This is a genomic window from Rhodoglobus sp. G.S.4 (assembly GCF_056619605.1).
In genome coordinates, this window is sequence record NZ_CM152748.1 from 2,111,030 (window position 1) to 2,135,122 (window position 24,093).

Genomic DNA, 24,093 nt, shown 5'->3' on the forward strand with positions numbered 1-24,093 from the left:
CAAACTGTCTGTCGCACACAACGAAAGTAACTCTATGAAGATTCTCGTCGTCGGCGGTAGTGGCTTTATCGGCACTCGCCTTCTTGAAACCTTGAGCGAACAGGGTCACAAGTTCACGAACTTCGACCGCCACATTTCGACTCGCTTTCCAGAACAGTCCATTGCCGGCGATGTTCGTTCGGCAGAAGAGCTCACCGCAGCGAGCGCCGGTCACGACGCAATCATCAACCTTGCTGCCGAACACCGTGACGATGTGACCCCGTTGAGCCTCTACACCGAGGTAAATGTCGGTGGCGCACATGCTCTCGTCGCCGCAGCAGAAGCCAATGGCATCAATCGCATCGTTTTTACGAGCACGGTCGCGCTGTACGGACTCGACAAGAACAATGCTGCCGAAGATTCCGTGCCGGAGCCGTTCAACGAATACGGCCGCTCCAAGTTAGCCGCCGAAGTCGTCTTTAGCGCTTGGGCGAACGCGGATGCCTCACGTTCGTTGGCAATTGTTCGCCCGTCTGTGGTGTTCGGAGAAGGCAACCGCGGCAACGTCTACAATCTCGCCAAGCAGGTTTCTTCTGGACGATTCATCATGGTCGGCAAGGGCGAGAACAAAAAGTCGATGGCCTACGTCGGCAACATCGTTGGGTACATTGCGAGTCGCCTTGATGCCCCCGCCGGAATCGAGATCCGTAACTTTGCTGACAAACCTGACCTCTCGACCAAGGATCTCATCTCGATTCTTCGCGATGAGATGAATGTTCATGCTGCTAGCGGTCTGCGGTTGCCATTGGGGCTGGGGATAGCGGCTGGCTACGTTTTCGATGCTGCCGCTAAAATCACCCGACGCACTTTTCCGATTAGTGCGGTGCGCATTCGCAAGTTTGCCGCGGATACAACCGTGAATACTGACCGACTACGCGACTCCGGCTACACGGCTACCTATAGCTTGCAGGAAGCTCTCAAACGAACCCTCGCGTCTGAGTTTCCGGCCACCGGCGCCTCGACTCACAACTCCAGCTCACCGCGTAACAACGACAGGAACCCCTCATGAAAATTCTCGTGACCGGCGGTGCCGGATTCATCGGCTCCAATTTTGTTCGTCGCACAATCGAAGATGCCTACCCCGGTCTCGAGGGTGCCGATGTTGTCGTTCTCGATGCTTTGACCTACTCGGGCAACCGTGCGAATCTCGCTCCTGTTGCTGATTCCCCTCGCTTCACGTTCGTCGAAGGCGACATCCGCGATGCTGACCTGCTCGACGGGATCCTTGGCGACATCGATGCGATTGTGCATTTCGCCGCCGAATCCCATGTTGACCGTTCGGTACGCGATGCGAGCGCTTTCGTCGAAACCAACGTTCTTGGCACCCAACGACTGCTCGATGCAGCACTACGAGCCAAAACTCCCCGTTTCGTTCACGTCTCCACTGATGAGGTTTACGGGTCGATTGCCGAGGGCTCGTGGGATGAACAGCGGCCGCTCGAGCCCAACTCGCCATACTCCGCGTCGAAGGCAGGTAGCGATCTTCTCGCGCGCAGCTACTTCCGCACTCACGGAATGAACCTCTCGATCACACGATGCTCGAACAACTATGGGCCCTATCACTTTCCCGAGAAACTGATTCCGCTGTTCGTCACCAATCTCATTGACGGCAAGCACGTTCCCCTCTATGGCGAAGGCAACAACATCCGCGACTGGCTCCACGTTGACGACCACTGCCGCGGAATCGCGCTCGTAGTCACGGGTGGCCGCGCAGGAGAGATCTACAATATCGGCGGCGGCACCGAGCTCACCAATAAAGAACTCACCCAAATGCTCCTCGATCACACCGGAACCGACTGGTCGTCTGTCGACCGCGTCGAGGACCGGCTCGGTCACGACCTCCGCTACAGCGTCGACATTTCCAAGATCAGCGCTGAGCTCGGTTATGCCCCTCAGGTTCCGTTCGAGAAGGGCCTCGCAGACGTAGTGCAGTGGTACCGGGACAACCGCGAGTGGTGGGAACCGCTCAAGGAAAAGGCCGCCCTGTGACCCGGATTGCCGTTGTCGGTGCCGGCGGGATGCTCGGCACTGACCTCATGCACGCTCTGAGTGGCCGCGACGCCACTGCTCTGACGCGCAATGAGCTCGACATTACCGACCGCGAAGCCGCCCTCGAAGTTCTGAGCGGTTACGACGTGATCGTCAACACCTCTGCTTACACCCGAGTGGATGATGCAGAAACCGACGAAGAGAACGCCAACGCCGTGAACGCGGTTGGCCCTCATAACCTCGCCATCGCCGCCGCACAGCACGGGTCACGACTTGTGCAGCTCTCGACGGACTACGTCTTCGACGGCACCGCTACTGAGCCTTATGCAGAAGATTCGCCGCGGCATCCAGTGTCAGCGTATGGCCGCACAAAGGCGGCTGGTGAGCTGCTGGCCCTTGAGCACAATCCTGGGCGAACCACCATTGTGCGCACCGCCTGGCTGTATGGAACGAAGGGCTCAAGCTTTCCCCGAACGATGCTGAAGCTGGCAGCGGATCGCGAGACACTCGACGTCGTGAATGATCAGCATGGTCAGCCGACGTGGACCGGCGATCTCGCCGCTCAGCTTGTGACCCTCATCGATGCCGGAACGCCTGCTGGCATCTTCCACGGCACCAACTCTGGTCGCGCTTCGTGGTTCGATCTTGCGCAGGCAGTTTTCGTTTGTGCCGGGCTTGATCCTGATAGGGTCAAGCCGACCGACAGTTCAGCTTTCCAACGGCCTGCGCCGCGACCAAGCTTTTCTGTTCTTGGCCACCAGGCATGGCTCGACGCGGGGATTGAGCCGATGCGCGATTGGAAACAGGCTCTTCAAGCCGCCTTTGATTCAGGAGCATTGACTGCAGAATGACCACTCTCCGCGTCATCATCGACGAGATGCTCTCGCCTACTCATGGCAGTGTCGCCCGATATTCAGAAGAGTTGACGCGGGGACTTATTGCCAGCGCACCGAGCAATTGCTTTGTTGAGGGCTTCGTCTCTGCCTCGACCGAAGAGGAATATGCCCTCATCGAGGCGCGTCTGCCCAACCTTGCGAAGCTTCACAAGAGTGCCCTGAGCCGTCGCGAACTTCGCGCATCGTGGCAACACGGGTTCACGAAGGTCCCGGGCAGCGGCATGCTTCATGCGCCAAGCTTGCTTGCACCGCTTCGTCGTCATGATCGCCTCAATCGCGGTGATCAGATCGTCGTTACCGTGCATGACACGGTGGCCTGGACGCGGCCAGAGTCGATCGGGAGCCGTCAGGCCGGCTGGAGTCGCGCGATGCTCAAGCGCGCAGAAAAGTATGCCGATGCGATCGTTGTCCCCAGCCACACGGTTGCGCAACAACTCGAGGGCATCGCCAATTTTGGCGACCGCGTACGGGTCATTAGCGGCGCCGCAAGCACTAGCCTCCGGGTGCCAGATAACGTCGAAGAACGCGCAGCAGAGCTTGAACTTCCAGAGCGATTCTTGCTCGCCATCGGCGGCCTCGAACCGCATCGGGGAATGGATCACCTGATCCGCGCCCTTCGCGACCTCGATGACGACGTCGTCCTGCTGATGGTGGGGCCAGAGCCCGAGGATGAGGCTGTCGCGGCCTTCGTCGAGGCAGAGGGCGTCAGCGCGGAGCGCGTTCGCTGCCTAGGCACTCTCAGCAACGAGGATCTTTCCGTTGCCTTCGACCACGCGTCCGTATTTGTGTATCCGAACCTTGATGTCGGGTTCGGAATGCCTGTGCTTGAGGCACTCTCGTTCGGAATTCCTGTTGTGCACTCCGATGCGCCCGCGCTGGTAGAAATCGCGGCCGATGCTGGAGTTGTCGTCGAACGTGAACCGGCCGAGGGTTACGGCGAAGCACTCGCCGAAGGTATCGGTCGAGTGCTGAACGATGCTGCCTTCGCCGAACGCTTGTTTTACGCCGGTCAGGATCGTGCTCGCGCCTTCAACTGGCGTATGTCTGCTGAGAAGGTGTGGCAGCTCCACGCTGACCTCTAACCGCCCGCTCGGTGCCACTAGCGCCGTTAGGTTCCCGTCGCGCCGCTTGCGAGCGCCGATCAGTGCGCGTGCGAGCTATTCGGTGTTCTCGTCGACGACCGTGGATACTGTCGCCGCAGCAACGAGCTCACGGACGTAGTCAAAGTCCGGGTTCTCCGGGACGATATCGTTCGCTGGCACCAACTCCAGCGATCCGATGGGAAGCGCTCGTGTCTTCGAGGCAAGATTGACGAAGTAGCCCAAGCTCCCCTGCGGTATGTCAGTCGTCACAACTTTCGAGCTTGCCGCGGCTATCGCTTGCACCTTCGTCAGCACGTTCGCGGGGGTGAACTGCTCGATAACGGCCTGCTGAAGTTGGCGCTGCCGTTCCATGCGGTCGTAATCAGTAGTGTCGTGCCTCGATCGTGCATACCAGAGTGCGTGATAGCCATCCATTACTTGCACGCCAGCCGGAATCCACTCTGCGACAATCGTAAATTCAGCATCCGCGTGAATTGGCACAGCCTCTTCGGCATTGATCGTCACACCGCCGAGCGAGTCAATGAGATCTGAGAAGCCCTGCATATCGATGAGGGCGTAGTACTGGATGCCGAGTCCGGTGATTCCTTCAACCGCGTCACGCATGGCTTCGATTCCCGGCGAGCTGCCGTTTGCCGCAGCATCCGGGTAAAGATCGGGGGTGTTCAGCTCGACTTCGGTGTAGATCGAATTGAGAAGACAAACGTCGACGTCACAGCCGTAGGCGCCATAGCCATCGGGATACTTGTCAGCGAGCGGAGATCCGGCAACAAAAGGGGTGAGTTCCATGTTGCGGGGCAGGCCAATTATTATGGCTTCTCCGGTTTCGGCATCAATACTGGCAACGCTGATGCTGTCGGGGCGCAATCCATCACGATCAACTCCGGCGTCTCCACCAAGGAGCAAAATGTTGTAGCGCCCGTCAATAGGTTCTTTGGTTGGTGCCGCGATGAACACGTCGCTGAGGAACGAGTTAGCGGTAGTCGCTACGTAGGCGCCGTATCCTGCCGTGCCAGCCACAACGACTAAAACAATGGCGCTGAATGCCGCAACAGCGGAGCGACCACCGGGTGTAGCCCGACCAAGGTTCGCGAGAGACCACGCGTTGACAGTGAGGATGAGCCACAGCACTGCATAGAACGCCAGAATGAGCGCGATCGCCCAGAGACCGAGCGTGCTGCTACCCACGGTGAATATGACGGCCGGTGCAACGAGCGAGAGCACCACACCGATAACGACGAGGAGCAGGAAAACGAAACTAGCGACGACGCCGAAGCGACCGAGCTTTCGGTTTCCGGCAAGAAGTTGAGCAGTACCGGGGATGAGCACGTTGAGCCCGAGCAGCCACCATGCTCGCTTTGTCATCGTCTCCGGCGAACCGTCGGCCGGTTGACGGAGGGAGCTTGCTGCGCTCACAGGCTCGCGTTCAGTGCAGCGTTCTTGTCGTCAACAAGGGCTTCGAGCTGTGCGGCGTAGTCGGCAAGCTTCGTGGTGAGTTCAGCATCACCCGAACCGAGAATCCGTGCAGCCAAAATTCCCGCATTGCGAGCTCCGCCGATCGATACGGTAGCCACAGGAATACCCGCAGGCATTTGCACGATCGACAACAGCGAATCCATGCCATCGAGTCGTGAAAGCGGAACAGGAACCCCAATAACGGGAAGAGTTGTTACGGAGGCAAGCATTCCGGGCAAATGTGCTGCGCCGCCCGCGCCAGCAATGATGACTCGAATTCCGCGACCAGCTGCTTCTTTGCCGAAAGCGATCATCTTCTCGGGGCTGCGATGCGCTGAAACCACACTAACTTCGTGGTCGATTCCAAAATCGTTCAGCGCAACGGATGCTTCGACCATGACGTTCCAGTCAGAGTCTGATCCCATTACGACGGCTACTTGCGGTTGAGTCACGGAACCCATGGTAGGTGTCAATCCTTCAGAATTGCTGCTGCGGCACGCGCACGGTACACCACGTCATCGAGGTCGTCACCGCTCACATTCACGTGACCAACCTTGCGCCCAGGGCGAGGCGCTTTGCCATATTCGTGAAACTTGGCTGTCGGTTGATTCGCGAATGCTGCGGGGTAGCGCTCCGCAATGGTTCCGGATGTCGGTCCCCCGAGCACGTTGATCATGACGGTCCACGGCGAGCGCGCATCGGTCGCACCGAGAGGCAGATCGAGCACTGCACGCAAGTGTTGTTCGAATTGGCTCGTGACCGCACCATCCATCGTCCAATGCCCGCTGTTGTGGGGCCGCATCGCAAGTTCATTGATCAAGAGGCGACCGTCAGACGTTTCGAAGAGTTCAACCGCGAGCACTCCCGTTACGCCCAGTTCGTCGGCGACGGTGCGAGCGATGGTTGCCGCCTCCGCAGAGAGCGGCGCGGCGAGCGACGGTGCCGGCGCAATGACTTCGGCACAGACGCCGTCTTGCTGAATCGACTCGACCAACGGCCACAGTGCGATTTCACCGCTTGGGCTCCTCGCCGCCAATTGCGCAAGCTCTCGCGTAAAGGACACGAGTTCTTCGGCCAAGAGTGGATTACCCGCCGCGAACCAATCAGCAACATCGCTCGAAGCTGAAACGACACGAACGCCTTTGCCGTCGTAGCCGCCTCGAGGAGTCTTGACGATCACCCGCCCGCCGTTGTTGCTCAGAAACTCGTCGAGTTCAGCCGGTGTCGCTACGCTCGCCCACTCGGGAACGGGAAGTCCAAGTCGGGTCAGTTCTTGGCGCATCAGAATTTTGTCTTGCGCAACCGCGAGCGGTGTTGGTCCCGGATGCACGGCGATTCCGGCCTCAATAAGCTGAGCCAGCACATCCTGGGGTACGTGCTCGTGATCGAAAGTAATGACGTCGACGTCTCGCGCAAATGCGAGAACGGTCTCAGCATCCGTGTAGTCACCGACAGCAGTTGCCGCCAACTTGGCTGACATTCCGTCGCTCTCAGCGAGCACACGAAGCTCGATACCGAGCTCGATTGCGCGCGGGATCATCATTCTGGCCAGTTGGCCTCCGCCAATTACGCCCACGATCGGTGGCACTAGTGACTCCTGCACTGTCTAAGATGATGCCCAGCTTTGGGCCTAGCTTGGCAGGTTAGACTTCCAACCGCCCTGCCCCATTCTTGTCTACTGCGGAGATCACATGCGAAAGCTGCTCGGCCAATTCCTACGTTTCGGCGTAGTGGGGCTCGGCGGGCTTGTGATCGATGTCGCAGTATTCAATCTGTTGCGGCTCACAATTCTCTCACCCGATGTGCTTCATGAGGGACCCGTGATCGCCAAGGTGATCTCCACGACCCTCGCGATCGGGGCCAACTGGGTCGGCAATCGACGCTGGACTTTCGCCACTGCTGGTCGAACTGGCGCAGCTCGTGAGGGCGTCGAGTTTGCCCTTGTCAGCGTCGCCGGTATGGCAATCGGTGTGCTCTGTCTCTGGGTCTCCCACTATGTCCTCGGATTCACCTCGCTACTCGCCGACAACATCTCCACGAATGTCGTCGGGCTCGCGCTCGGTGCTTTCTTCCGATTCGCGCTGTACCGTTTGTGGGTCTTTAGCCCCAGTCGTGGCGTACTGACTGCCGAGCACACCGCTGTCACTGCTGCCGTTCACGCCGCCACTAGGACTGCGGATGCCGCGGCAGACGCTGCGCTAGGGGCGACCGAGCGCACGATAGGTCCAGCCGGCTTCACGCCACTGCACCGGGTTCAGACAGTTTCGACCGTCGAGGATCGCACGCACCGAAACGACTGAGCCGAGCTCGTTTGGATCGATGTCGCGGTACTCGCGCCATTCGGTGAGCACAAGAACGACATCCGCGTCTCGCGTTGCTTCAGCTGCGGTAGAGACATAGTCGAGCTCCGGGCGCAGACGCCGTGAGGTTTCAATGGCCTGCGGGTCTGTTGCCCGAACGTACGCACCTAACTCCGCGAGACGCGCAGCAACATCGAGCGCTGGGGAATCTCTCACGTCATCGGAGTCGGGCTTAAACGCAAGACCAAGGACCGCGATTTTTGCGCCTTCGATGGTTCCGCCAAGCACCTCACGACACAGATCGACCATGCGCTCTCGTCGACGAAGGTTGATCGCATCGACTTCGCCGAGAAAGTTCAAAGCATCACCCGCCCCGAGTTCGGAAGCGCGCGCCATGAATCCACGAATATCTTTGGGAAGGCAGCCTCCACCGAAACCAAGACCGGCATTCAAGAAACGACGACCGATGCGCTGGTCATAACCAATCGCATCCGCGAGCTGAGTGACGTCAGCTCCCGTGACCTCCGCTACCTCCGCCATCGCGTTGATGAAGGAGATCTTGGTTGCCAAAAATGCATTGGCCGCGACCTTCACGAGCTCGGAAGTGGCGAAGTCAGTTACCACTCGAGGGATGTCTTGAGCGAGCACCGTGGCGTAAACCTCGTCAAGAATGGCGACAGAATGGTCGTCCCCTGGGCGAATCCCGTACACAAGGCGGTCGGGGCTAATGGTGTCTTTCACGGCGTAGCCCTCCCGCAGAAACTCTGGGTTCCAGGCCAAGTGGGCGCCTACGGCCTCGACACGAGCAGCAAGACGCTCAGCGGTTCCTACCGGCACGGTCGACTTTCCAACAACGACATCGCCGGGAGAAAGATGGGCGATGATCGCATCGAAGGCCGACTCCACCGCGGTGAGATCGACCGCATTGGAATCCTCCTGTTGAGGGGTACCCACCGCGATGAAGTGCACCCGCGCTCCATTCGCACGGCTCAGATCAGTCGTGAATGCGAGCTTGCCCGTTGCGAGGGTTTCGCCTAAAAGTTCTGGCAAGCCCGGTTCGTAGAACGGCGCCTGTGCCGATGCCAAGAGATCGACTTTCGCCTGGTCGATGTCAATTCCCACAACATCGTGGCCAAGTTTTGCGAGCGAGGATGCATGAACGGCTCCGAGGTAGCCGCATCCGATTACTGAGATCTTCACGTTGCGCACCCTATCTGATCAGAGTTGATAGAAAGTAGCGCGGTGCGGAAACACGATCGATAATGTGCGTTGTCAGTGGACGTGCAGGCTAGCGAGTGCCCCACACTGTCGTTTCGTCTGAAGCGTGAGATTCGTCTCGCTGGCGCCGCATCGAGACAACATTCTGGTTGTTCTCCATAAGGTCGTGCAGCGCCGCTTGGGTGATCGCTACCGACGGGATGTCGCGCAGGGTGACCGGATAGTCATGACCGGCGTTGATCAGAAGATCACCGCTGCCGAACATCCGCTGCACCCAATTTTGGCGCACCGTCACGTCATAACCACGGCTATGAAGCAGCTCTTGCCTGACGCGAACGAATACTCCACTTGAGAGCACTACTCGTCGCGTCGTGATTGTGTAGTTTCGCGCTAGCCACCCAAAGAATGGCAAAAACCACGCGACAACAATCAGCAACAAGCCGGCCGTGAGCAAGGCAAGATTCTGCCAATCCTCGGCGAAACTGCCGAAAAAGTAGCCGAGTGCTCCCGCCGTGGCAACCAAAACAATGCCGGGAAAGATGAGCGCTCGCGCGTGAGAACGCACACGGGCAACAATTGCCTCACGTTGAACGCTCACAGTCTCATTAGGCATAGGTCATTCATACCGCAGGTGGGTGATGTCCCCAGCCGCGACGTGCTGCAAGCGGCCGTTCGCATCATCCATCACGACCAATTGTCCGCGGTCATCGATCGTCTCGGCCGTTCCGAAAATGCGCTCACCGCCGGGAAGCTCCACTCTCACTCGACGCCCAATGGTTCCGCACTCTGCCCGCGCCGCATCCGCAATTCCGCTTCGAACCGCATCGAGACCACCATCGCTAAATCGTTTGTAGAGTTCGACAAGTTCGCTGAGATAGCTGCTGAGCGCCAGATCAACTCCGGGATCAACGCCCTCGATCAGCAACGATGTCGAGACGGATGTCGGCAGCTCAGCGGGCTCAATCGTGAGGTTCAGCCCTGCCCCAACGATCACACCTGAGCCTCCCGCGACAAGTTCAGAGAGCAGGCCAGACACCTTCAGTGACTCAATCTGAACGTCGTTAGGCCATTTAAGGGTGACTTTGCGATCGTTGACGAGGCTGCGTACTGCCCGCGCCATGGCCAGGCCGCCAATGAGCGGCATCCACGCTAATGATTCGATGGAGGCTCGTTCTGGAGCGAATAGCACGGAGACGGCCAATGTTTTTCCCGGTGGCGCGATCCATTCCCGTCCCAACCGGCCGCGGCCCGCGGTCTGGTTCGTCGTGACCAGCGCAGAAAAGTGCTGTGCGGTGGAGTTAGCGGCCCGCGCCATCAATTCGTGGTTGGTTGATCCGACCTCATCGAGGTGCTCAAGCAGCGGGAGAACGGCGGAGCTTAGAGGGAGTTGCATCGCTTCAGCGTAGAGGCAGCGCTCTGTCTCTAGTGTTTCCTCAATGAAACGGGCCTCAAACTTGTGGGTTCCGCCAACCACACAAGCGGTGGATGGGTGGGTAAAGTGACACAGTGACCGAAGACAATACGACTCCAGACATGTTCACGACCGCCGGCCGGATCGCCGATCTCAAGAACCGCTATCACGAAGCCGTGACCGCCAGCGGTGACGCGGCAATCGAAAAGCAGCACGCTAAGGGCAAGATGACCGCCCGCGAGCGCATCGAACAGTTGCTCGATCACGGTTCGTTTGTCGAACTCGATGAGTTTGTTCGCCACCGCACTCACGCCTTCGGTATGGAAAAGAAGCGCCCGTATGGCGACGCTGTTGTGACCGGTACCGGCACGATTCACGGTCGCCAGGTTGCTGTTTACGCGCAAGACTTCACCATCTTTGGTGGCTCGCTCGGCGAGGTTGCTGGCGAGAAGATCATCAAAGTGATGGATCACGCCATGAAGACGGGTGTTCCGATCATCGGCATGCTCGATTCTGGCGGAGCCCGCATTCAGGAGGGCGTCGTAGCCCTGGGCAAGTATGGCGAGATTTTCCGCCGTAACACTCAAGCTTCTGGTGTCATCCCGCAGATCTCCATCATCATGGGCCCGGCGGCTGGTGGAGCGGTCTACTCCCCCGCGCTTACCGATTTTGTGATCATGGTCGACAAGACAAGCCAAATGTTCGTCACCGGCCCCGACGTCATCAAGACAGTCACCGGCGAAGACGTCGGAATGGAAGAGCTGGGCGGAGCGCTCACGCACAACAAGGTTTCGGGCGTTGCTCACTACCTCGCGAGCGACGAAGAGGATGCTCTCGATTACGCTCGCACTCTCATCGGCTTCTTGCCAGACAACAACATGTCTGACGCTCCCCTTTACGAGAGCGAAGTGGAGTTGGAGATTACGGATGAGGATCGCAAGCTCAACACGATCATCCCCGACAGCCCTAACCAGCCGTATGACGTGAAAACGATCATTGAGCACATCGTTGACAACGGCGATTTTCTCGAAACTCAGCCGCTGTTCGCGCCAAACATCGTTGTCGGCTTCGGTCGCGTCGAGGGCCGCTCGGTCGGTATCGTCGCTAACCAGCCACAGGCGATGGCAGGAACCCTCAACATTGAGGCTGGCGAGAAAGCAGCACGTTTCGTGCGCTTCTGCGATTCGTTCAGCATTCCGATCCTCACCCTCGTCGATGTTCCCGGCTACCTACCGGGCACTGATCAGGAATGGACCGGTGTCATTCGTCGTGGCGCCAAGCTTCTCTACGCTTACGCCGAAGCAACCGTGCCCCTCGTGACCGTCATCACGCGTAAGGCCTATGGCGGGGCATACATCGTCATGGGATCCAAGCAGTTGGGCGCTGACCTCAACTACGCGTGGCCGACCGCTGAGATCGCCGTCATGGGCGGCCAAGGCGCCGTCAATATCCTTTACCGCGGCGAGATCAAAGCAGCAGAGGCCGCTGGCGAGGATGTCGCCGCAGTTCGTACCCGCTTGGCAAACGAGTACACCTACAACGTGGCAAGCCCGTTCTTGGCTGCTGAGAGGGGCGAGCTCGATGGAGTCATTGAGCCTGCTGCAACTCGAGTGCAAGTCGTGAAGGCGCTCCGCGCTCTCCGCACGAAGCGCGCAAGCATGCCCCCCAAGAAACACGGAAACATTCCACTGTGATGGGGAGGCACGCGCAAGACGAGCCCGCCGACATCCGCATCGTCTCGACCAACGTCACACCAGAAGAAGTCGCGGCGGTCACTGCGGTTGTACGCGCAGCACTGGTTGAGTCTGCCGAGCACGCCGGTGGGGATGAGACAGCTCCCATTTCAGCGTGGGCGCGTAGCCAACGCCCCATTCGCGCCCCGCTTCATCCGGGCCCCGGCGTGTGGAACGCGAGCGCTCGACGTTAAACCTTTTGCGGATGGCACAACAGGACTTTTCGCGGTCGTACCCCAATTGCACGATGCGGAATTCGTTGAAAACCACAGAAATACAGTGATTTCCACACGATTCTGAAAATATTGTCCCCCGAGGGTCCCCCAAAGAACCGACTTTGCTCGTCACTTTCTTGATGCAGAATATTAAGTGCTAGGTGTCTCTCCATAGGAGTTACACCGCCAAAGGTTAGCCGACTAGGGTAAGCGGGCTAATTCTTTGGGGGCGGGTCAGGACGGTATTCGGGTTATCGTCCTGACCCGGGTTCTAGCGAAGAGCCGGAGAAGTGCTTCTGATAGCCACTCCGGCTCTTCCGCCTTTAACGGTGGTTTGAGTCAGCCAGCAGCGTCTGCGTGAGCAGCGCCCGCATTGGCAGCGTCGACGCGAGGAATCTCGAGCCAAATGTCGACGACGTCTTCTTCGAGGGAGTCTTGGCCAAGGGCGCTCGACTCTCCATCGCCGCTGCTGTGCAGTCCGACGACCGTCACCGCGACGTCTGAACCCTCAGGAACCGTGCGAGCAATGACTTTGTCTGCGCTCGTAGATTGGATGGCCAGAGCGAGCCTGTTAAGAACTCGATCGAGATCGGCGTCAGAGAGATCGTCGATGCCGCCCTCATCGAGCAGCGTCACAGTGGCCCCGCGACGGCGCGCAATCATCACCTGATCGCGCACAGCGTCGTTCAGAAGCTTGCGACCGCGGATCTCATCGCGAATGGCACCCTCGAGGTTGAGGCACTCTCGGCGCTCCTCCTCTGAGAGATTTCCGTTGGTCTCCTGGATTCGTTCCAACATTGCCAATGCCATACTGCCGGTCTGTTCCAGCCGGAACTGCCGCTCATGAACGTGCGCGTCTTGAGCCGCCTGCCAATCAGTTGCTTCCTGTTCGGCAAGGACAAAACGTTGAGCATCTTTGGATGCCTTAGCGAGGCCACTGCTCAGCACGTGCGAGACGGCAACCCACGAGGCGCTCCCGACGATTCCGAGGCTGAACAGCCCTGCCGGTCCAACGGGACCAAGGCTAAAGGTGTGCGCGACTAAGAATCCGATCCCCAACCAAGCGAAAGTGTGACGGCCTCGCGTGGAGGTAATCGTCAGCAACGTTCCGCTCGCTGCTACGTACCAGGTTGCATACCCGGTGCCGCCCTCACGGGCGAAATCGAGCTCGTTGGCGACAAGAAGAGTGATGGCGACGACGATCGCAAAGTTGAATGTCGCCATCCAAATGGGCATCCGAAGCGGACCAAAGGGAAGAAGACTGATGATCGTTGCGGCGCCATACAGTGCCATCGCGACAAAGATGGGGCCAGGTCGATCAGGAATGTCGATCGTGTAGAGCGCCAAGAGGATGTGGTACGCGGAGAACAGCCCCGCCATACCGACGATCAAGTAGCGCGGTACTCCAATGTTCACAGGACACCCTCTTCGCCGATGTCGTCCGGGGTAAGGATTTCGTCGCTTTCGTTGCCATGCGGCCACTGAATACAGACTTCGGTGCCAGCACCAGGCACCGACGCTACCGCCGTGCGACCGCCAGCGTTCGCGACGCGCTCCACTATGGAGACGCGCACCCCTAGGCGCTCTTGAGGCACATGATCGAGGTCGAACCCCCGGCCAGTGTCTGTGACGACAACCTGAATACCATTACCCTCAAGTCCACGAACTTCAACACTGCGCTGGACATCTGCGCCACCAGCGTGCTGCAGACTGTTGACCATTGCTTGGACGGCTGCGGAATGGACGGCTTCTGCTGCAACAGCCGGCAACGATCTGGCACCAACGCTTCGAATCGAGAATTGGAAGTTCGACGCGAGCAATTCAGCCGAGGTGACGACTCGTTGAGCAAGCTCCGTCGCCTGCACTGTCGATACATCATCGGGAGACGTCGACGCTGCCTCTTTCAAATGGCCGATGGCATTGCCTGCCATGACCGCGCCAAGGCGTTGGGCTTCTGGCACGTATGCCCGGGCAGCGGAGATCAGTGTGGTCAGTACGCTATCGTGCACGATCGAATCGACCTGAACTCGTTCGACCTCAGTAGCGTGTTGCCGCACCGCGTTTCCATAGCGGGACAGAGCTGTCGCTTGCGCGTTGTCGACGTTGGATGCCGCCTGGCGCAGCATCGTGACGATGATCATGATTGCGCTACCCAAAATGAGTGCATAGAACGCTTCAAGCACTGCCAACTGCCATGGAGCTGCGCCACCGACGGGAAGAAGACGAACGACAAGGTAGACGAACGGCGCAGCGAAAAGATAGACGGTAGCGAGCACACGCCCAAATGCGATCGCTGCCATGGCGGTCGCGACGGTGATGAGATAGTTGAGCCAGTGAATGCCGCTAAAAATCTCGACGCCGGGTAGAACGGTAAATGGCCAACTCAGCAAGGCAAGGAAGTACACCACCGCGAATGTGCCGTGCGCTTGGCGAACCCAACGATTGGCGAATGACACGATGACCACAATGATCAACAAGCCGAACAGTGCGGGAACAACGATCGACAACCACCACGGTTGCGCCTCCCGCGCCTGACTCAATAGCCAGGGCACAGTTTGCGCGCCGAAAACTAGCCCGATCACGGCAACCGAGCGCGAAATTACCCGCTCAACCTGCTTGCGGCTGATCGGATTACGTGGCTGCTTTGCCGACGGTGGTTGGCGTGCAGCGGAGAGGCTAGTGGCCATCGCCGCCTTCGGAATCCAGACCTGGCAGGATTCCGTCTTCGACAGCACGACGCAAAAGATCGACCTTGGTGGGAGCTGGGCGACCGACTTCGACGTACTTGACGCGGATGCGGTCAAGATATTCGCGCGCAGTCGAGTAGCCAATTCCGAGCTGCTGTGCGGCGAGCTTGAGCGGTAGGCCCGAGGCGTAGAGGTGGAGAATTTCTCGTTCACGGCGACCTAGCTGGGCCTTCGAGAAGTCGCGGTCTGCGTCGATGGCAGTTGCCCACTCAAGGTTGTTCAATACTTCGCCGCGCGCAACGGTTGCTGCCGCGGCGAGCACTGTCTTGGTGGCGGAAGACTTCGGGATAACTCCGGCGGCGCCAGCGGCGAGTGCCTCACGAACGCTTGCGACGCGGTCAGCAATGCTGTGCACGAGCACGGCAGAGCCGGTAGCTTGAACGTTCTTGACGTTATCGGTGACAGTCGATCCATCGCCGAGCGACAGGTCGAGCACGACAACGTCGACTTCGCGACCATTGAGTCCCTCAACGAGTTCCCTCACCGTCGCGGCGGCAAGAACAAAGTCATAACCGTCGTCGATGAAAGCAGCTTTAAGCCCGAGCCGAACGGATTCGTGGTCGTCGACTACAGCGACGGCAATATTGCGTTTGGCGCTGTCATTGGGCGCTTCGGTCCCGGATGGTTCGGTCTGGGCCATGTGGCGTCCTCCTGAGTTTCTGTCCCCCATAGTAGTCGGGTTACGACGAAATCATGCGTGAACGACGCCAACACGCGTTCAGTCGCGGGTAAACGTTCCGACGGCTTCAACGTGGTGCGTATGGGGGAAGAGATCGAACGCCCGCACGGTGCTGAGGCTATAGCCCTGCTCGGCAAAGAATGCAACATCCCGAGCGAACGCAACGGGGTCACACGCCACGTAGACCACTTGAGCGGGCTTGGCTGCTCCAACTAACTCAACCACTTCGCATCCGGCGCCAGAGCGCGGGGGGTCAAGAATAATCGTGGCTCGCTCGAGCCGCGATTGCTCACTACTGGTCGCGTTCCTGACCAGCTGACGAAGCCAACGATCGACGCGTCCCGTCTCTGCGTGAGCGCCCAACCATTCCGAGAGATTCTTTGCGGCGTGATCGGTAGCAGTGGACTCGGCCTCAACCGTGGTGATCTTGGTCGCGGAACCAAACTTGTCTCCGACCGCAGCGGCGAACAAACCAACACCACCATAGAGATCCAAGTTGGATGCCGCTGGGTCAAACAGTTCTGGGTCAATGGCGTCTTGCACGGCAGCGGACAACACTTGGGCTGCACCATGGTGCACTTGCCAGAAACCCGAGTCGAGCAGCGTGAATTCGCGCTCTCCCACGATTTCGGTAATGACTTGTGGCTTTTGCTTGCCCATGATGAGGCGCACTCCACCGCTACTCGGGTTGAGCACATCAACGCGATCGAAGCCCGAAAAGTTTTGGCTGAGCGGGGCCCCTGCGGAGAGTTCGGGGGTTGCTAGCGGAAGGTCGGCAACGGAAACGACGCGATGAGAGCGCGCCGCGAACGGGCCAACATTGCCGTGTTCGTCAACGTGAAGGCTCACGCGGGTGCGCCATCCGAGCCCGTTGCGTTCGTCGTCGCCTGACACTGCTTCGACGATGGGCGCCAGCGTGAGCTTGGCCATCCGTTCGAGTGATTCGCCAAGAATTTGAGCCTTGAGGGCGCGCTGGTGGCTGAGCTCTATATGCCCAAATTCGGCGCCACCGGCGCGGTTGTCTGGATCGCGGTCAACACTGGCCGCCGACCACACGTGTTCTCTGCGGTGTTCACTCGCGGTGACAACCTTCACCGTTTCGGCGCGCCAAAACGACTTCTTCTTGTCGTCGGTCACACGCACAAGTACGCGTTCACCGGGGATCGCGTCGGAAACAAAAACGACACGACCATCGTGACGCGCAACACCGACACCCCCGTGCGCAATGTTGGTAACGTCTACTTCGATCATTCGGCCAAGCCATTCACCCATCCCTTGAGCATAGGAGCCTTGTGCGCCTTTATCTTGCGTCTACCTCTCCAGCACGGCTCGCAACACTGCGCGCCGCCGGTGTTGACCCGGTACTTTTGGCTTCCGGAGTAGATGAAGAAGCAGTTGCGGCTGCGGCGCCTGGCCCCCTCGATGGCCCCGCCCTTGTTGACTTGTTGGCGAGAGCGAAGGCTGAGGCAGTCACCGATTCGCGCATCAATGGTGAACCGATTGATGGCTTCATTCTTGGTGGAGATTCTGCGTTTGAATTAGATGGCGAATTATTTGGAAAGCCGCACGAGCCTGAAATCGCTAAGCAACGGTGGCTCGCTCAACGGGGAAAGACCGGAACCTTGCACTCGGGGCATTGGCTCATTGATCACCGCGGTGGCGAAATTCGCGGCGCAACCGGCGCCGTCTCGAGCGCGCGCGTCACCTTTGCTTCCAATATCAGCGACGCTGAGATTGATGCCTACGTCGCTACAGGCGAACCGTTGAAGGTCGCTGGAGCATTCACGATCGATAGCCTGGGCGCAGCATTTATCACCAGCATTGAGGGCGATCCTCATGCGGTTGTTGGGCTCTCGGTTTCTCTTCTCCGTCAGCTCTTGCGCGAATTTGATGCGCAATGGACCGATCTCTGGAACATGGAGCGCCCCGGTCTGTAGGCATCCACAGTGCTTGCGTCCTATTTTTGTGTGCAATACCTCAAGGCTTCGGCCGTAACCCCCTTAAGCTAGGTAACTATGGCTCGAATTACGAAGGTACTCATCGCCAACCGCGGGGAGATCGCCGTTCGCGTTATCCGCGCAGCTAAAGACAGCGGCATCGCTTCGGTTGCGGTCTATGCAGACCAAGATCGGGATGCTCGGCACGTCAAGCTCGCCGATGAGGCGTATGCACTCGATGGCGCGACGAGCGCGGAGACGTATCTCGTAATTGACAAGATTTTGTCGATCGCCCGCCGCTCGGGTGCTGATGCGATTCACCCCGGTTATGGCTTTTTGGCTGAGAACGCCGAATTCGCTCGCGCCGTGATCGATGCCGGCATTATGTGGATCGGCCCATCACCCGAAGCCATCGAGAAGCTTGGCGACAAAGTTTCTGCTCGCCACATCGCTGAGAAGGTCGGAGCTCCACTGGCTCCCGGAACGCTCAACCCGGTTTCTGGTGCAGCCGAAGTGCTGGATTTCGTTGATCTTCACGGTCTTCCGGTTGCGATCAAAGCTGCTTTCGGCGGCGGTGGCCGTGGCCTCAAGGTTGCGCGCACTCGCGAGGAAATCCCCGAGCTTTTCGATTCCGCCACCCGCGAGGCTGTTGCCGCGTTTGGTCGCGGTGAGTGCTTCGTTGAGAAGTATCTCGACCAGCCCCGCCACGTTGAAACGCAGTGCTTGGCGGACGCTCACGGCAACGTCGTCGTAATTTCCACCCGTGACTGCTCGTTGCAGCGCCGTCACCAGAAGCTCGTAGAAGAGGCCCCGGCGCCATTCTTGAGCGACGAGCAAAACAAGGCTCTCTATGAGTCCTCTAAGGCCATTCTGCGCGAAGTCGGCTACCTCGGTGCCGGCACGTGTGAATTCTTGGTCGCCAAGGACGGCACCATCTCGTTCCTTGAGGTCAACACCCGTCTTCAGGTCGAGCACCCCGTTTCTGAAGAAGTCACGGGCATCGACCTCGTGCGTGAACAGTTCCGCATCGCTGAGGGCGGCGTACTCGATTACGACGACCCCATCCCTCGCGGCCACTCTTTCGAGTTCCGCATCAACGGTGAGGATGCCGGACTCAACTTCATGCCCTCACCCGGCCCCGTGCACGTTCTCCGAGTCCCTGGCGGCCCCGGCATCCGTGTCGATAGCGGTGTCACGACCGGCGATGAGATCAGTGGTGCATTTGACTCGTTGCTCGCCAAGCTCATCGTCACCGGTTCCAGCCGCGAGGATGCCCTCGAGCGCTCACGTCGAGCCCTTGACGAGTTTGAGGTTGCCGGGCTTCCCACGGTGCTGCCGTTCCACCGCAAGATCGTTCGCGATCCGGCGTTTACCAGCAACCCGTTCACGATTTACACCCGGTGGATCGAAACCGAATTCGACAACGACATCGAACCGTGGACTGGCTCACTCGGTGAACCAACTGTTGCTGCGGCACGCCACAACGTTGTCGTTGAAGTTGCCGGCAAGCGCATCGAAGTGAATTTACCCTCGAAACTAGTTCCCAGCACCACGACGGGTGCCACACTCTCCGCCGCACCCAAACGTCGCGCTGCCTCTGCCGTGAACACCATCACCGGTGACTCGGTGAAGGCGCCGATGCAGGCAACCATCGTGAAGGTTGCGGTTGCTGAAGGAGACAAGGTCGTCAAGGGCGACCTGATCTTGGTGCTTGAAGCGATGAAGATGGAACAGCCGCTTGTCGCACACAAGGATGGCGTCGTTACTTCTGTCAACGCGAGCGTTGGCCTGACGGTATCGTCTGGCCACTTGCTGCTGAACATTGCTGACTAAGCAAAACGAGTGGTGGACCCTAGGAGATTTGAACTCCTGACCTCCTCGATGCGAACGAGGCGCGCTACCAACTGCGCCAAGGGCCCGTACTGCTGAAGCAACAATATCACTCAGCGTCAGGCGCGAGAGACGGAAGTGAGTTGCGCTAGCTAGCTCGACGGCGACGCGCGAGTGCGGCGTCCAGATCGGGCGCGCTCCCATCGATGTCGACGATTCCCATGCCCGCGAAACGGCTCGGGGCCGGCGCTGCAGCAATATCGGTTGGCTTCTCAGCTAGCCGCGTGGCATCCCTCGCGAGCTCTGTCTCTCGAGTCGCTGCCGCCATCGCAGCAGAATTAGCGCGCAATGCATGTTCGGCCGACTCTGCGGCCTTGCGCAACTCAGTATCAATATCAGCAGCGTGACGTGCCGCAGCCAACGCTGCTGCTGGGGCATTGCTTCGCGTCAAGTACATCGGCTTGGGAACCGGAACCGGAGTCCAGCTAACTTTTGATGCTGGCTGTTCAATGGGGGCATCCGACGAGAGCACGATACGACGCCGCGGAGCCGCAGCGCGGGCAGCCGGAGCCGCATTTTCGCGGCGAGCGCGTGAGCGTTCTGCGAGTCGCGAAAGCATCGCGCTTGCGCTGATACCTGAGACAGTCGCGGTAGCGAGCACCAGCCACGCACCAGAGACGATCGCACCGCCAGCCGTCACAATCATCAGGAGCTGCACAGCCGCCACAACAATGCTTGCGAGAAGCACGAGTGCGGTAAATGCGCGAGTACGGCGAAGTCGTCTCGTCGACAGGGCGAGTGCTTCTTCTCGAGTCGGTGGCTTTACTGCGCGACCCACAGCTACCGGACCTTGGAGCGCACGAACCCTAGAGAGTTCAGCAGCACGACGGGCGACAGCCTCGGCACGCACCTCTTCTGGCACCTCAGCGGTCTGAGCAAGCACGCGAATCGTCTGCTGAAGGCGAACCGCATTGCGCTCGGTCGCGAGGTACTCACGGTTCTTAAACCAATTGGGAATCAAGTACACCAGCCAGAGCCCTGCTGCGAGCGCGATCATCACGCCGCCGCCGATGCTGGTGAATTCCATGGCTATACGCTACGAGCATCCGAGCAAGACTCGCTGTCGGCACGCGGCAGTGAAATCAAAAGATGCTGAGAATCACCCTCGCTGGGCGCGGAGATCCGTAGCAGGCACGTTCGGCGGGACCCCAAAATCGCTGCCGTTAGCGGCGCGGAGGCAACAGCGGGTTGGCAGCGCGCGTGCGATCCGCGGTGGGAATATGTGCATCCTGTTCAGGAGCATCGCCTGCCCGCCAGCGACGCAAGACTCCCTGCGGCACCTCTTCGACAGTGAGCGCGAAACAGAAGTGATCGCGCCAATCTCCATCGATATGGATGAAGCGTCGCCGCAGTCCTTCGTAGCGAAAACCGAGCTTCTCCACGACACGTAGACTCGGCGCATTTTCGGGCCGAATGCAGATCTCCATGCGGTGCAGGCCAAGTTGGAAGAAACAGTAGTCAGTAGCCAATGCCACCGCGGTCGGCGTGAGCCCTTTGCCCGCAAAGCGCTCAGAAACCCAATAGCCGATCGTTGCCGACGCGAGAGAACCATAAGTGATCGATGACACGTTCAGTTGACCAGCAACCTCACCCGCTTGCTCAATCACAAATGGCAAGCCTGCGCCAGAACGAGACTGCTGAAGCAGACCCCGGATGCTCGACTTCACATCAAAGCTGACCGGCCCAACGGGACTGGTCGCCTCCCACTGGCGAAGCCACCCCCGGTTATCGCGGAGCTCTCTCTCCAACGCGCGTGCATCTCGAACCCTGATAGGCCGAATGCTGATCTCTCCGTCGCTGAGCGTCGGAATGCCAAACGCCATGAACTAGTCCAGGGTCGCGCTGAACTGTTTGAGCCACGGGCGCAGATCAGGGCCTAGGTCTTCGCGCTCAACAGCGAGTTGCACAATTGCCTTGATGTAGTCGAGGCGGTCACCGGTGTCGTAACGACGTCCGCGGAACACGACACCATAGACGCCTCCGGCAATGTCGCTTTCGGCCATCTCTTGCAGAGCATCCGTCAACTGAATTTCCCCGCCCTTGCCGGGGTCAGTGCGCTCAAGGATGTCAAAGATTTCGGGGCGAAGAACGTAACGACCAATGATGGCGAGGTTCGAGAGAGCGGAACCCTGGACTGGCTTTTCTACGAGGCCTGTAATGCGCACAACGTCGTCGTCGTCTGTCGGCTCGACCGTGGCGATGCCGTACATGTGGCTCTGTGCCGGGTCGACTTCCATGAGGGCGATTACTGTCGCGTTGCGACCGTCTTGCTCTTCCAGCATTCGGGAGAGAAGAACGTCGCGCTCATCAATGAGGTCGTCACCGAGGAGCACAGCGAATGGCTCGTTCCCGACATGCATTTTTGCCCGAAGGATGGCGTGGCCAAGACCGCGCGGATCACCCTGACGCACATAGTGCATGTCAGCGAGGTCATTTGAGAACTCAACTTTGGAAAGACGATCGGTGTCGCCCTTCTGCTCAAGAGTTGCCTCAAGCTCCGTCATCCGGTCGAAGTGATTCTCCAGGGCATTCTTGTTTCGCCCCGTGATCATCAGTACGTCAGTCAGGCCAGCTGCGACAGCTTCCTCGACGACATATTGGATAGCCGGCTTATCAACAACCGGCAGCATCTCCTTCGGCATAGCCTTAGTCGCCGGAAGAAATCGTGTGCCCAGACCTGCAGCAGGAATAACCGCTTTAGTAATCTTCTTAGCCATAGGTACAGCGTACTGGGACAGTCTCGTAGAATGGTTGCATGACCGACGACGTCAGTCACGATAAACGTGCACTTAGGGCCGAATTACGCGAACGCCGCCGCATCTGTACCGCCAAAGAGCGGGAAGAATCTGAAGCGGGTGTGACCGCGAACCTTATCGAACTCGCAACACGTCTCGGCTCAACCTCGGTCGCCGCCTACCTGTCTACGACAGACGAACCCCAAACTCGCGGATTTCTCCGTTGGGCCTGCGAACACGACATTCGCGTTCTGCTCCCCATTTCCCGCGCTGACGGCCTCCTCGATTGGGCACCCTATGACGGTGAAGAAGAAGACGAAGACCTCATCGGCATGCCAGCGCCCACCAGCGAAGTACTGGGCCCGATTGCTATCAACGATGTCGACCTCATCATCGTGCCCGCTGCATCCGTGGATCGCACTGGGATGCGCATGGGCTGGGGCCGCGGCTACTTCGATAAAACTCTCGGCTCCATGGAGACCAAACCTCCCATCTATGCCGTGATCTTCGAGAGCGAATATGTCGACGCCGTCCCCACGGAACTTCACGACCAACCAGTCAATGGCATAGTTACTCCCTCGGGAATTGTGACCATTACCGATCACAACTAAGGATCTAGTGCCTACCTATTCATACCGCTGTACCGAGTGCGACAACGCTTTCGATATTCAGCAGTCGTTCACTGACGAGTCCCTCACGGTGTGCCCCACCTGCCAAGGCAAGCTGCGCAAAGTATTCTCCGCAATCGGCGTGACATTTAACGGCTCAGGCTTTTACCGCAACGATTCGCGAGCCACGAAGAGTTCAAGCGACTCCAGCTCGAGCTCATCTGGCTCGTCTGGCTCGGCTGGCTCGTCTGGCTCGGTTGGCTCGGTTGGCTCGTCGACGAGTTCGTCATCCGAGTCCAAGAAATTGGGCTCTGCGGCCGCAGGAACATCCACCTCGAGTTCTTCGACGTCAGGTTCGTCGAACTCCTCTTCCTCGTCATCTTCTTCTGCTCAGGCCTCCACAGCGTCATAGTTGACGTATCCCCACGAGAAGGAGCAACAATGTTAAGCGGATTCAAAACATTCATTTTGCGTGGCAATGTCATCGATCTCGCAGTCGCGGTGGTCATTGGCGCCGCGTTCACCGCAGTCGTCAACACCATCGTCGAGGCCGTCTTTAACCCGCTGATCGGCGCACTCTTCAATGCTGCGACACTCTCCACGGCACTCCCCGTTGCGATTCCGACCGCTGGCGGCGAAGGTGCCGTCATCTACTTCGGTGCGGTAATCGCAGCGCTCATCCAGTTCTTGCTCGTGGCGGTCGTCGTGTACTTCGCGATTGTTGCCCCCATGAACTACGCCAACAAGCTGGCTGCCGCTCGCAAGCCGGTGGTCATCGAACCAGAAGCTGGCCCCACCGAGGCAGAGCTACTTCTTCAGATTCGCGACCTTCTTGCGAAGCAGAACAACAGCTAACACCCACCTCGAGTAGCCCGCGAGTTTTCGACGGGCGGCAAGGCACTACCCCCAATGCGGAGGTTTGTCGCCCTTGAGCCGCTCGTCGTTTTCGTGAGCCAGATGACGCTCGGGTTCTGACGTCGGATGCGGATCGGAGCCCTCCGGCGGAGTGGTCATCACACGGCGACGTTTCTTCGGAATCCGCCCTTGCGCAGGCGCAGGATCACTTGTGAGCTCAACATCAGACTCGACGTCGGGGTCGTCGTGCTGCTCGCTCCGACGTGAGCTATCAGTGCCACCCACG

General features: G+C 59.0%; 26 protein-coding genes, 1 tRNA gene and 1 pseudogene. 12 read left to right on the forward strand and 16 right to left on the reverse strand.

Translation table 11 applies throughout. The annotated features are described in order from the left end of the window. The first annotated feature begins 34 nt into the window (after positions 1-34). The 4 genes from AC061P_RS10355 to AC061P_RS10370 are packed head-to-tail and all read left to right on the forward strand — an operon-like array spanning position 35 to position 4,006. Entirely contained in the window at positions 35-1,048 is a 1,014-nt protein-coding gene (locus tag AC061P_RS10355; protein WP_449647237.1) for an NAD-dependent epimerase/dehydratase family protein, read from the forward strand. Next, positions 1,045-2,028, forward strand: coding sequence for a dTDP-glucose 4,6-dehydratase (gene rfbB, locus AC061P_RS10360; protein WP_449647238.1), 984 nt, complete (start codon positions 1,045-1,047; stop codon positions 2,026-2,028). The genes AC061P_RS10355 and rfbB overlap by 4 nt, the downstream gene beginning before the upstream one ends. After that, positions 2,025-2,879 (forward strand): dTDP-4-dehydrorhamnose reductase, encoded by an 855-nt coding sequence (gene rfbD, locus AC061P_RS10365; protein ID WP_449647239.1) that lies wholly within the window; start codon positions 2,025-2,027, stop codon positions 2,877-2,879. The genes rfbB and rfbD overlap by 4 nt, the downstream gene beginning before the upstream one ends. After that, complete coding sequence (locus AC061P_RS10370; protein WP_449647240.1) at positions 2,876-4,006, forward strand: glycosyltransferase family 4 protein; 1,131 nt, start codon at positions 2,876-2,878, stop codon at positions 4,004-4,006. Before rfbD ends, AC061P_RS10370 begins: the two co-directional genes overlap by 4 nt. 75 nt (positions 4,007-4,081) lie before the next feature. On the opposite strand, the gene AC061P_RS10375 is transcribed toward AC061P_RS10370, so the two are convergent. Genes AC061P_RS10375 through AC061P_RS10385 form a run of 3 tightly spaced genes read right to left on the reverse strand, consistent with a single transcriptional unit; the run spans position 4,082 to position 7,067 of the window. Beyond that, positions 4,082-5,440 (reverse strand): LCP family protein, encoded by a 1,359-nt coding sequence (locus AC061P_RS10375; RefSeq protein WP_480391147.1) that lies wholly within the window; start codon positions 5,438-5,440, stop codon positions 4,082-4,084. Further along, the gene (gene purE / locus AC061P_RS10380) at positions 5,437-5,940 is read right to left on the reverse strand and encodes a 5-(carboxyamino)imidazole ribonucleotide mutase (RefSeq protein ID WP_449647242.1); all 504 of its coding nucleotides are present in this window, start codon (positions 5,938-5,940) and stop codon (positions 5,437-5,439) included. The genes AC061P_RS10375 and purE overlap by 4 nt, the downstream gene beginning before the upstream one ends. 8 nt (positions 5,941-5,948) lie before the next feature. Continuing rightward, positions 5,949-7,067 (reverse strand): 5-(carboxyamino)imidazole ribonucleotide synthase, encoded by a 1,119-nt coding sequence (locus tag AC061P_RS10385; RefSeq protein ID WP_480391148.1) that lies wholly within the window; start codon positions 7,065-7,067, stop codon positions 5,949-5,951. A 103-nt stretch (positions 7,068-7,170) separates the two neighbouring features. On the opposite strand from AC061P_RS10385, the gene AC061P_RS10390 reads away from it, so the two are divergent. Next, positions 7,171-7,779 carry a GtrA family protein gene (locus tag AC061P_RS10390; RefSeq protein ID WP_480391149.1) on the forward strand — a complete coding sequence of 203 codons (609 nt, stop codon included), beginning with the start codon at positions 7,171-7,173 and terminating at the stop codon, positions 7,777-7,779. Here the strand turns inward: AC061P_RS10390 and AC061P_RS10395 are convergent. From AC061P_RS10395 to AC061P_RS10405, 3 genes are all read right to left on the reverse strand, one after another. Next, complete coding sequence (locus tag AC061P_RS10395; RefSeq protein WP_480391150.1) at positions 7,678-8,979, reverse strand: UDP-glucose dehydrogenase family protein; 1,302 nt, start codon at positions 8,977-8,979, stop codon at positions 7,678-7,680. The genes AC061P_RS10390 and AC061P_RS10395 overlap by 102 nt on opposite strands. Positions 8,980-9,067: 88 nt before the next feature. After that, complete coding sequence (locus AC061P_RS10400) at positions 9,068-9,610, reverse strand: PH domain-containing protein (RefSeq protein ID WP_449647246.1); 543 nt, start codon at positions 9,608-9,610, stop codon at positions 9,068-9,070. A 3-nt stretch (positions 9,611-9,613) separates the two neighbouring features. Further along, complete coding sequence (locus AC061P_RS10405; protein WP_480391151.1) at positions 9,614-10,390, reverse strand: biotin--[acetyl-CoA-carboxylase] ligase; 777 nt, start codon at positions 10,388-10,390, stop codon at positions 9,614-9,616. A gap of 140 nt (positions 10,391-10,530) precedes the next feature. Here AC061P_RS10405 and AC061P_RS10410 point away from each other — a divergent pair, with 140 nt between their 5' ends. Together AC061P_RS10410 and AC061P_RS10415 are read left to right on the forward strand one after the other, a co-directional pair. Beyond that, positions 10,531-12,102: an acyl-CoA carboxylase subunit beta gene (locus tag AC061P_RS10410; RefSeq protein WP_449648195.1), complete on the forward strand. Its 1,572-nt coding sequence runs from the start codon at positions 10,531-10,533 to the stop codon at positions 12,100-12,102. Beyond that, entirely contained in the window at positions 12,102-12,335 is a 234-nt protein-coding gene (locus AC061P_RS10415; protein ID WP_449648196.1) for an acyl-CoA carboxylase epsilon subunit, read from the forward strand. The genes AC061P_RS10410 and AC061P_RS10415 overlap by 1 nt, the downstream gene beginning before the upstream one ends. Before the next feature lie 360 nt (positions 12,336-12,695). Here AC061P_RS10415 and AC061P_RS10420 read toward each other — a convergent pair whose 3' ends face one another. The 4 genes from AC061P_RS10420 to AC061P_RS10435 form a co-directional block, all read right to left on the reverse strand. Beyond that, positions 12,696-13,772: a hypothetical protein gene (locus AC061P_RS10420; protein ID WP_449647248.1), complete on the reverse strand. Its 1,077-nt coding sequence runs from the start codon at positions 13,770-13,772 to the stop codon at positions 12,696-12,698. Next, positions 13,769-15,043, reverse strand: a complete 1,275-nt coding sequence (locus AC061P_RS10425; RefSeq protein ID WP_480391152.1) for a sensor histidine kinase — start codon at positions 15,041-15,043, stop codon at positions 13,769-13,771. The genes AC061P_RS10420 and AC061P_RS10425 overlap by 4 nt, the downstream gene beginning before the upstream one ends. Further along, entirely contained in the window at positions 15,033-15,743 is a 711-nt protein-coding gene (locus AC061P_RS10430) for a response regulator transcription factor (protein WP_480391153.1), read from the reverse strand. Before AC061P_RS10430 ends, AC061P_RS10425 begins: the two co-directional genes overlap by 11 nt. Positions 15,744-15,821: 78 nt before the next feature. Further along, a complete protein-coding gene (locus AC061P_RS10435) occupies positions 15,822-17,054 on the reverse strand; it encodes a class I SAM-dependent RNA methyltransferase (RefSeq protein ID WP_480391154.1) in 1,233 nt (410 codons plus the stop codon). 20 nt (positions 17,055-17,074) lie between these two features. Between AC061P_RS10435 and AC061P_RS10440 the strand changes: the two genes are divergently transcribed. After that, positions 17,075-17,719: a Maf family protein gene (locus AC061P_RS10440; RefSeq protein ID WP_449647252.1), complete on the forward strand. Its 645-nt coding sequence runs from the start codon at positions 17,075-17,077 to the stop codon at positions 17,717-17,719. 78 nt (positions 17,720-17,797) lie between these two features. Then, the gene (locus tag AC061P_RS10445) at positions 17,798-19,552 is read left to right on the forward strand and encodes an acetyl/propionyl/methylcrotonyl-CoA carboxylase subunit alpha (protein WP_449647253.1); all 1,755 of its coding nucleotides are present in this window, start codon (positions 17,798-17,800) and stop codon (positions 19,550-19,552) included. Positions 19,553-19,562: 10 nt separating this feature from the next. Here the strand turns inward: AC061P_RS10445 and AC061P_RS10450 are convergent. From AC061P_RS10450 to galU, 4 genes are all read right to left on the reverse strand, one after another. After that, a tRNA-Ala gene (locus AC061P_RS10450) sits at positions 19,563-19,638 on the reverse strand. Positions 19,639-19,697: 59 nt separating this feature from the next. Further along, positions 19,698-20,636 (reverse strand): hypothetical protein, encoded by a 939-nt coding sequence (locus tag AC061P_RS10455; RefSeq protein ID WP_449647254.1) that lies wholly within the window; start codon positions 20,634-20,636, stop codon positions 19,698-19,700. 136 nt (positions 20,637-20,772) lie between these two features. After that, entirely contained in the window at positions 20,773-21,432 is a 660-nt protein-coding gene (locus AC061P_RS10460) for a GNAT family N-acetyltransferase (RefSeq protein WP_449647255.1), read from the reverse strand. Positions 21,433-21,435: 3 nt separating this feature from the next. Beyond that, entirely contained in the window at positions 21,436-22,326 is an 891-nt protein-coding gene (galU, locus tag AC061P_RS10465) for a UTP--glucose-1-phosphate uridylyltransferase GalU (RefSeq protein ID WP_449647256.1), read from the reverse strand. Positions 22,327-22,364: 38 nt separating this feature from the next. On the opposite strand from galU, the gene AC061P_RS10470 reads away from it, so the two are divergent. Continuing rightward, a complete protein-coding gene (locus AC061P_RS10470) occupies positions 22,365-22,955 on the forward strand; it encodes a 5-formyltetrahydrofolate cyclo-ligase (protein WP_449647257.1) in 591 nt (196 codons plus the stop codon). A 7-nt stretch (positions 22,956-22,962) separates the two neighbouring features. Then, a pseudogene (locus AC061P_RS10475) lies at positions 22,963-23,103 on the forward strand (FmdB family zinc ribbon protein); the annotation flags it as partial. A 14-nt stretch (positions 23,104-23,117) separates the two neighbouring features. Here the strand turns inward: AC061P_RS10475 and AC061P_RS10480 are convergent. Further along, on the reverse strand, positions 23,118-23,285 hold the full coding sequence (locus AC061P_RS10480; protein ID WP_449648222.1) for a hypothetical protein: 168 nt from the start codon (positions 23,283-23,285) through the stop codon (positions 23,118-23,120). A 108-nt stretch (positions 23,286-23,393) separates the two neighbouring features. On the opposite strand from AC061P_RS10480, the gene mscL reads away from it, so the two are divergent. Further along, the gene (gene mscL, locus AC061P_RS10485; protein WP_449647258.1) at positions 23,394-23,807 is read left to right on the forward strand and encodes a large conductance mechanosensitive channel protein MscL; all 414 of its coding nucleotides are present in this window, start codon (positions 23,394-23,396) and stop codon (positions 23,805-23,807) included. A gap of 45 nt (positions 23,808-23,852) precedes the next feature. Here mscL and AC061P_RS10490 read toward each other — a convergent pair whose 3' ends face one another. Continuing rightward, positions 23,853-24,092 carry a hypothetical protein gene (locus tag AC061P_RS10490; protein WP_449647259.1) on the reverse strand — a complete coding sequence of 80 codons (240 nt, stop codon included), beginning with the start codon at positions 24,090-24,092 and terminating at the stop codon, positions 23,853-23,855. Position 24,093 lies beyond the last annotated feature (1 nt).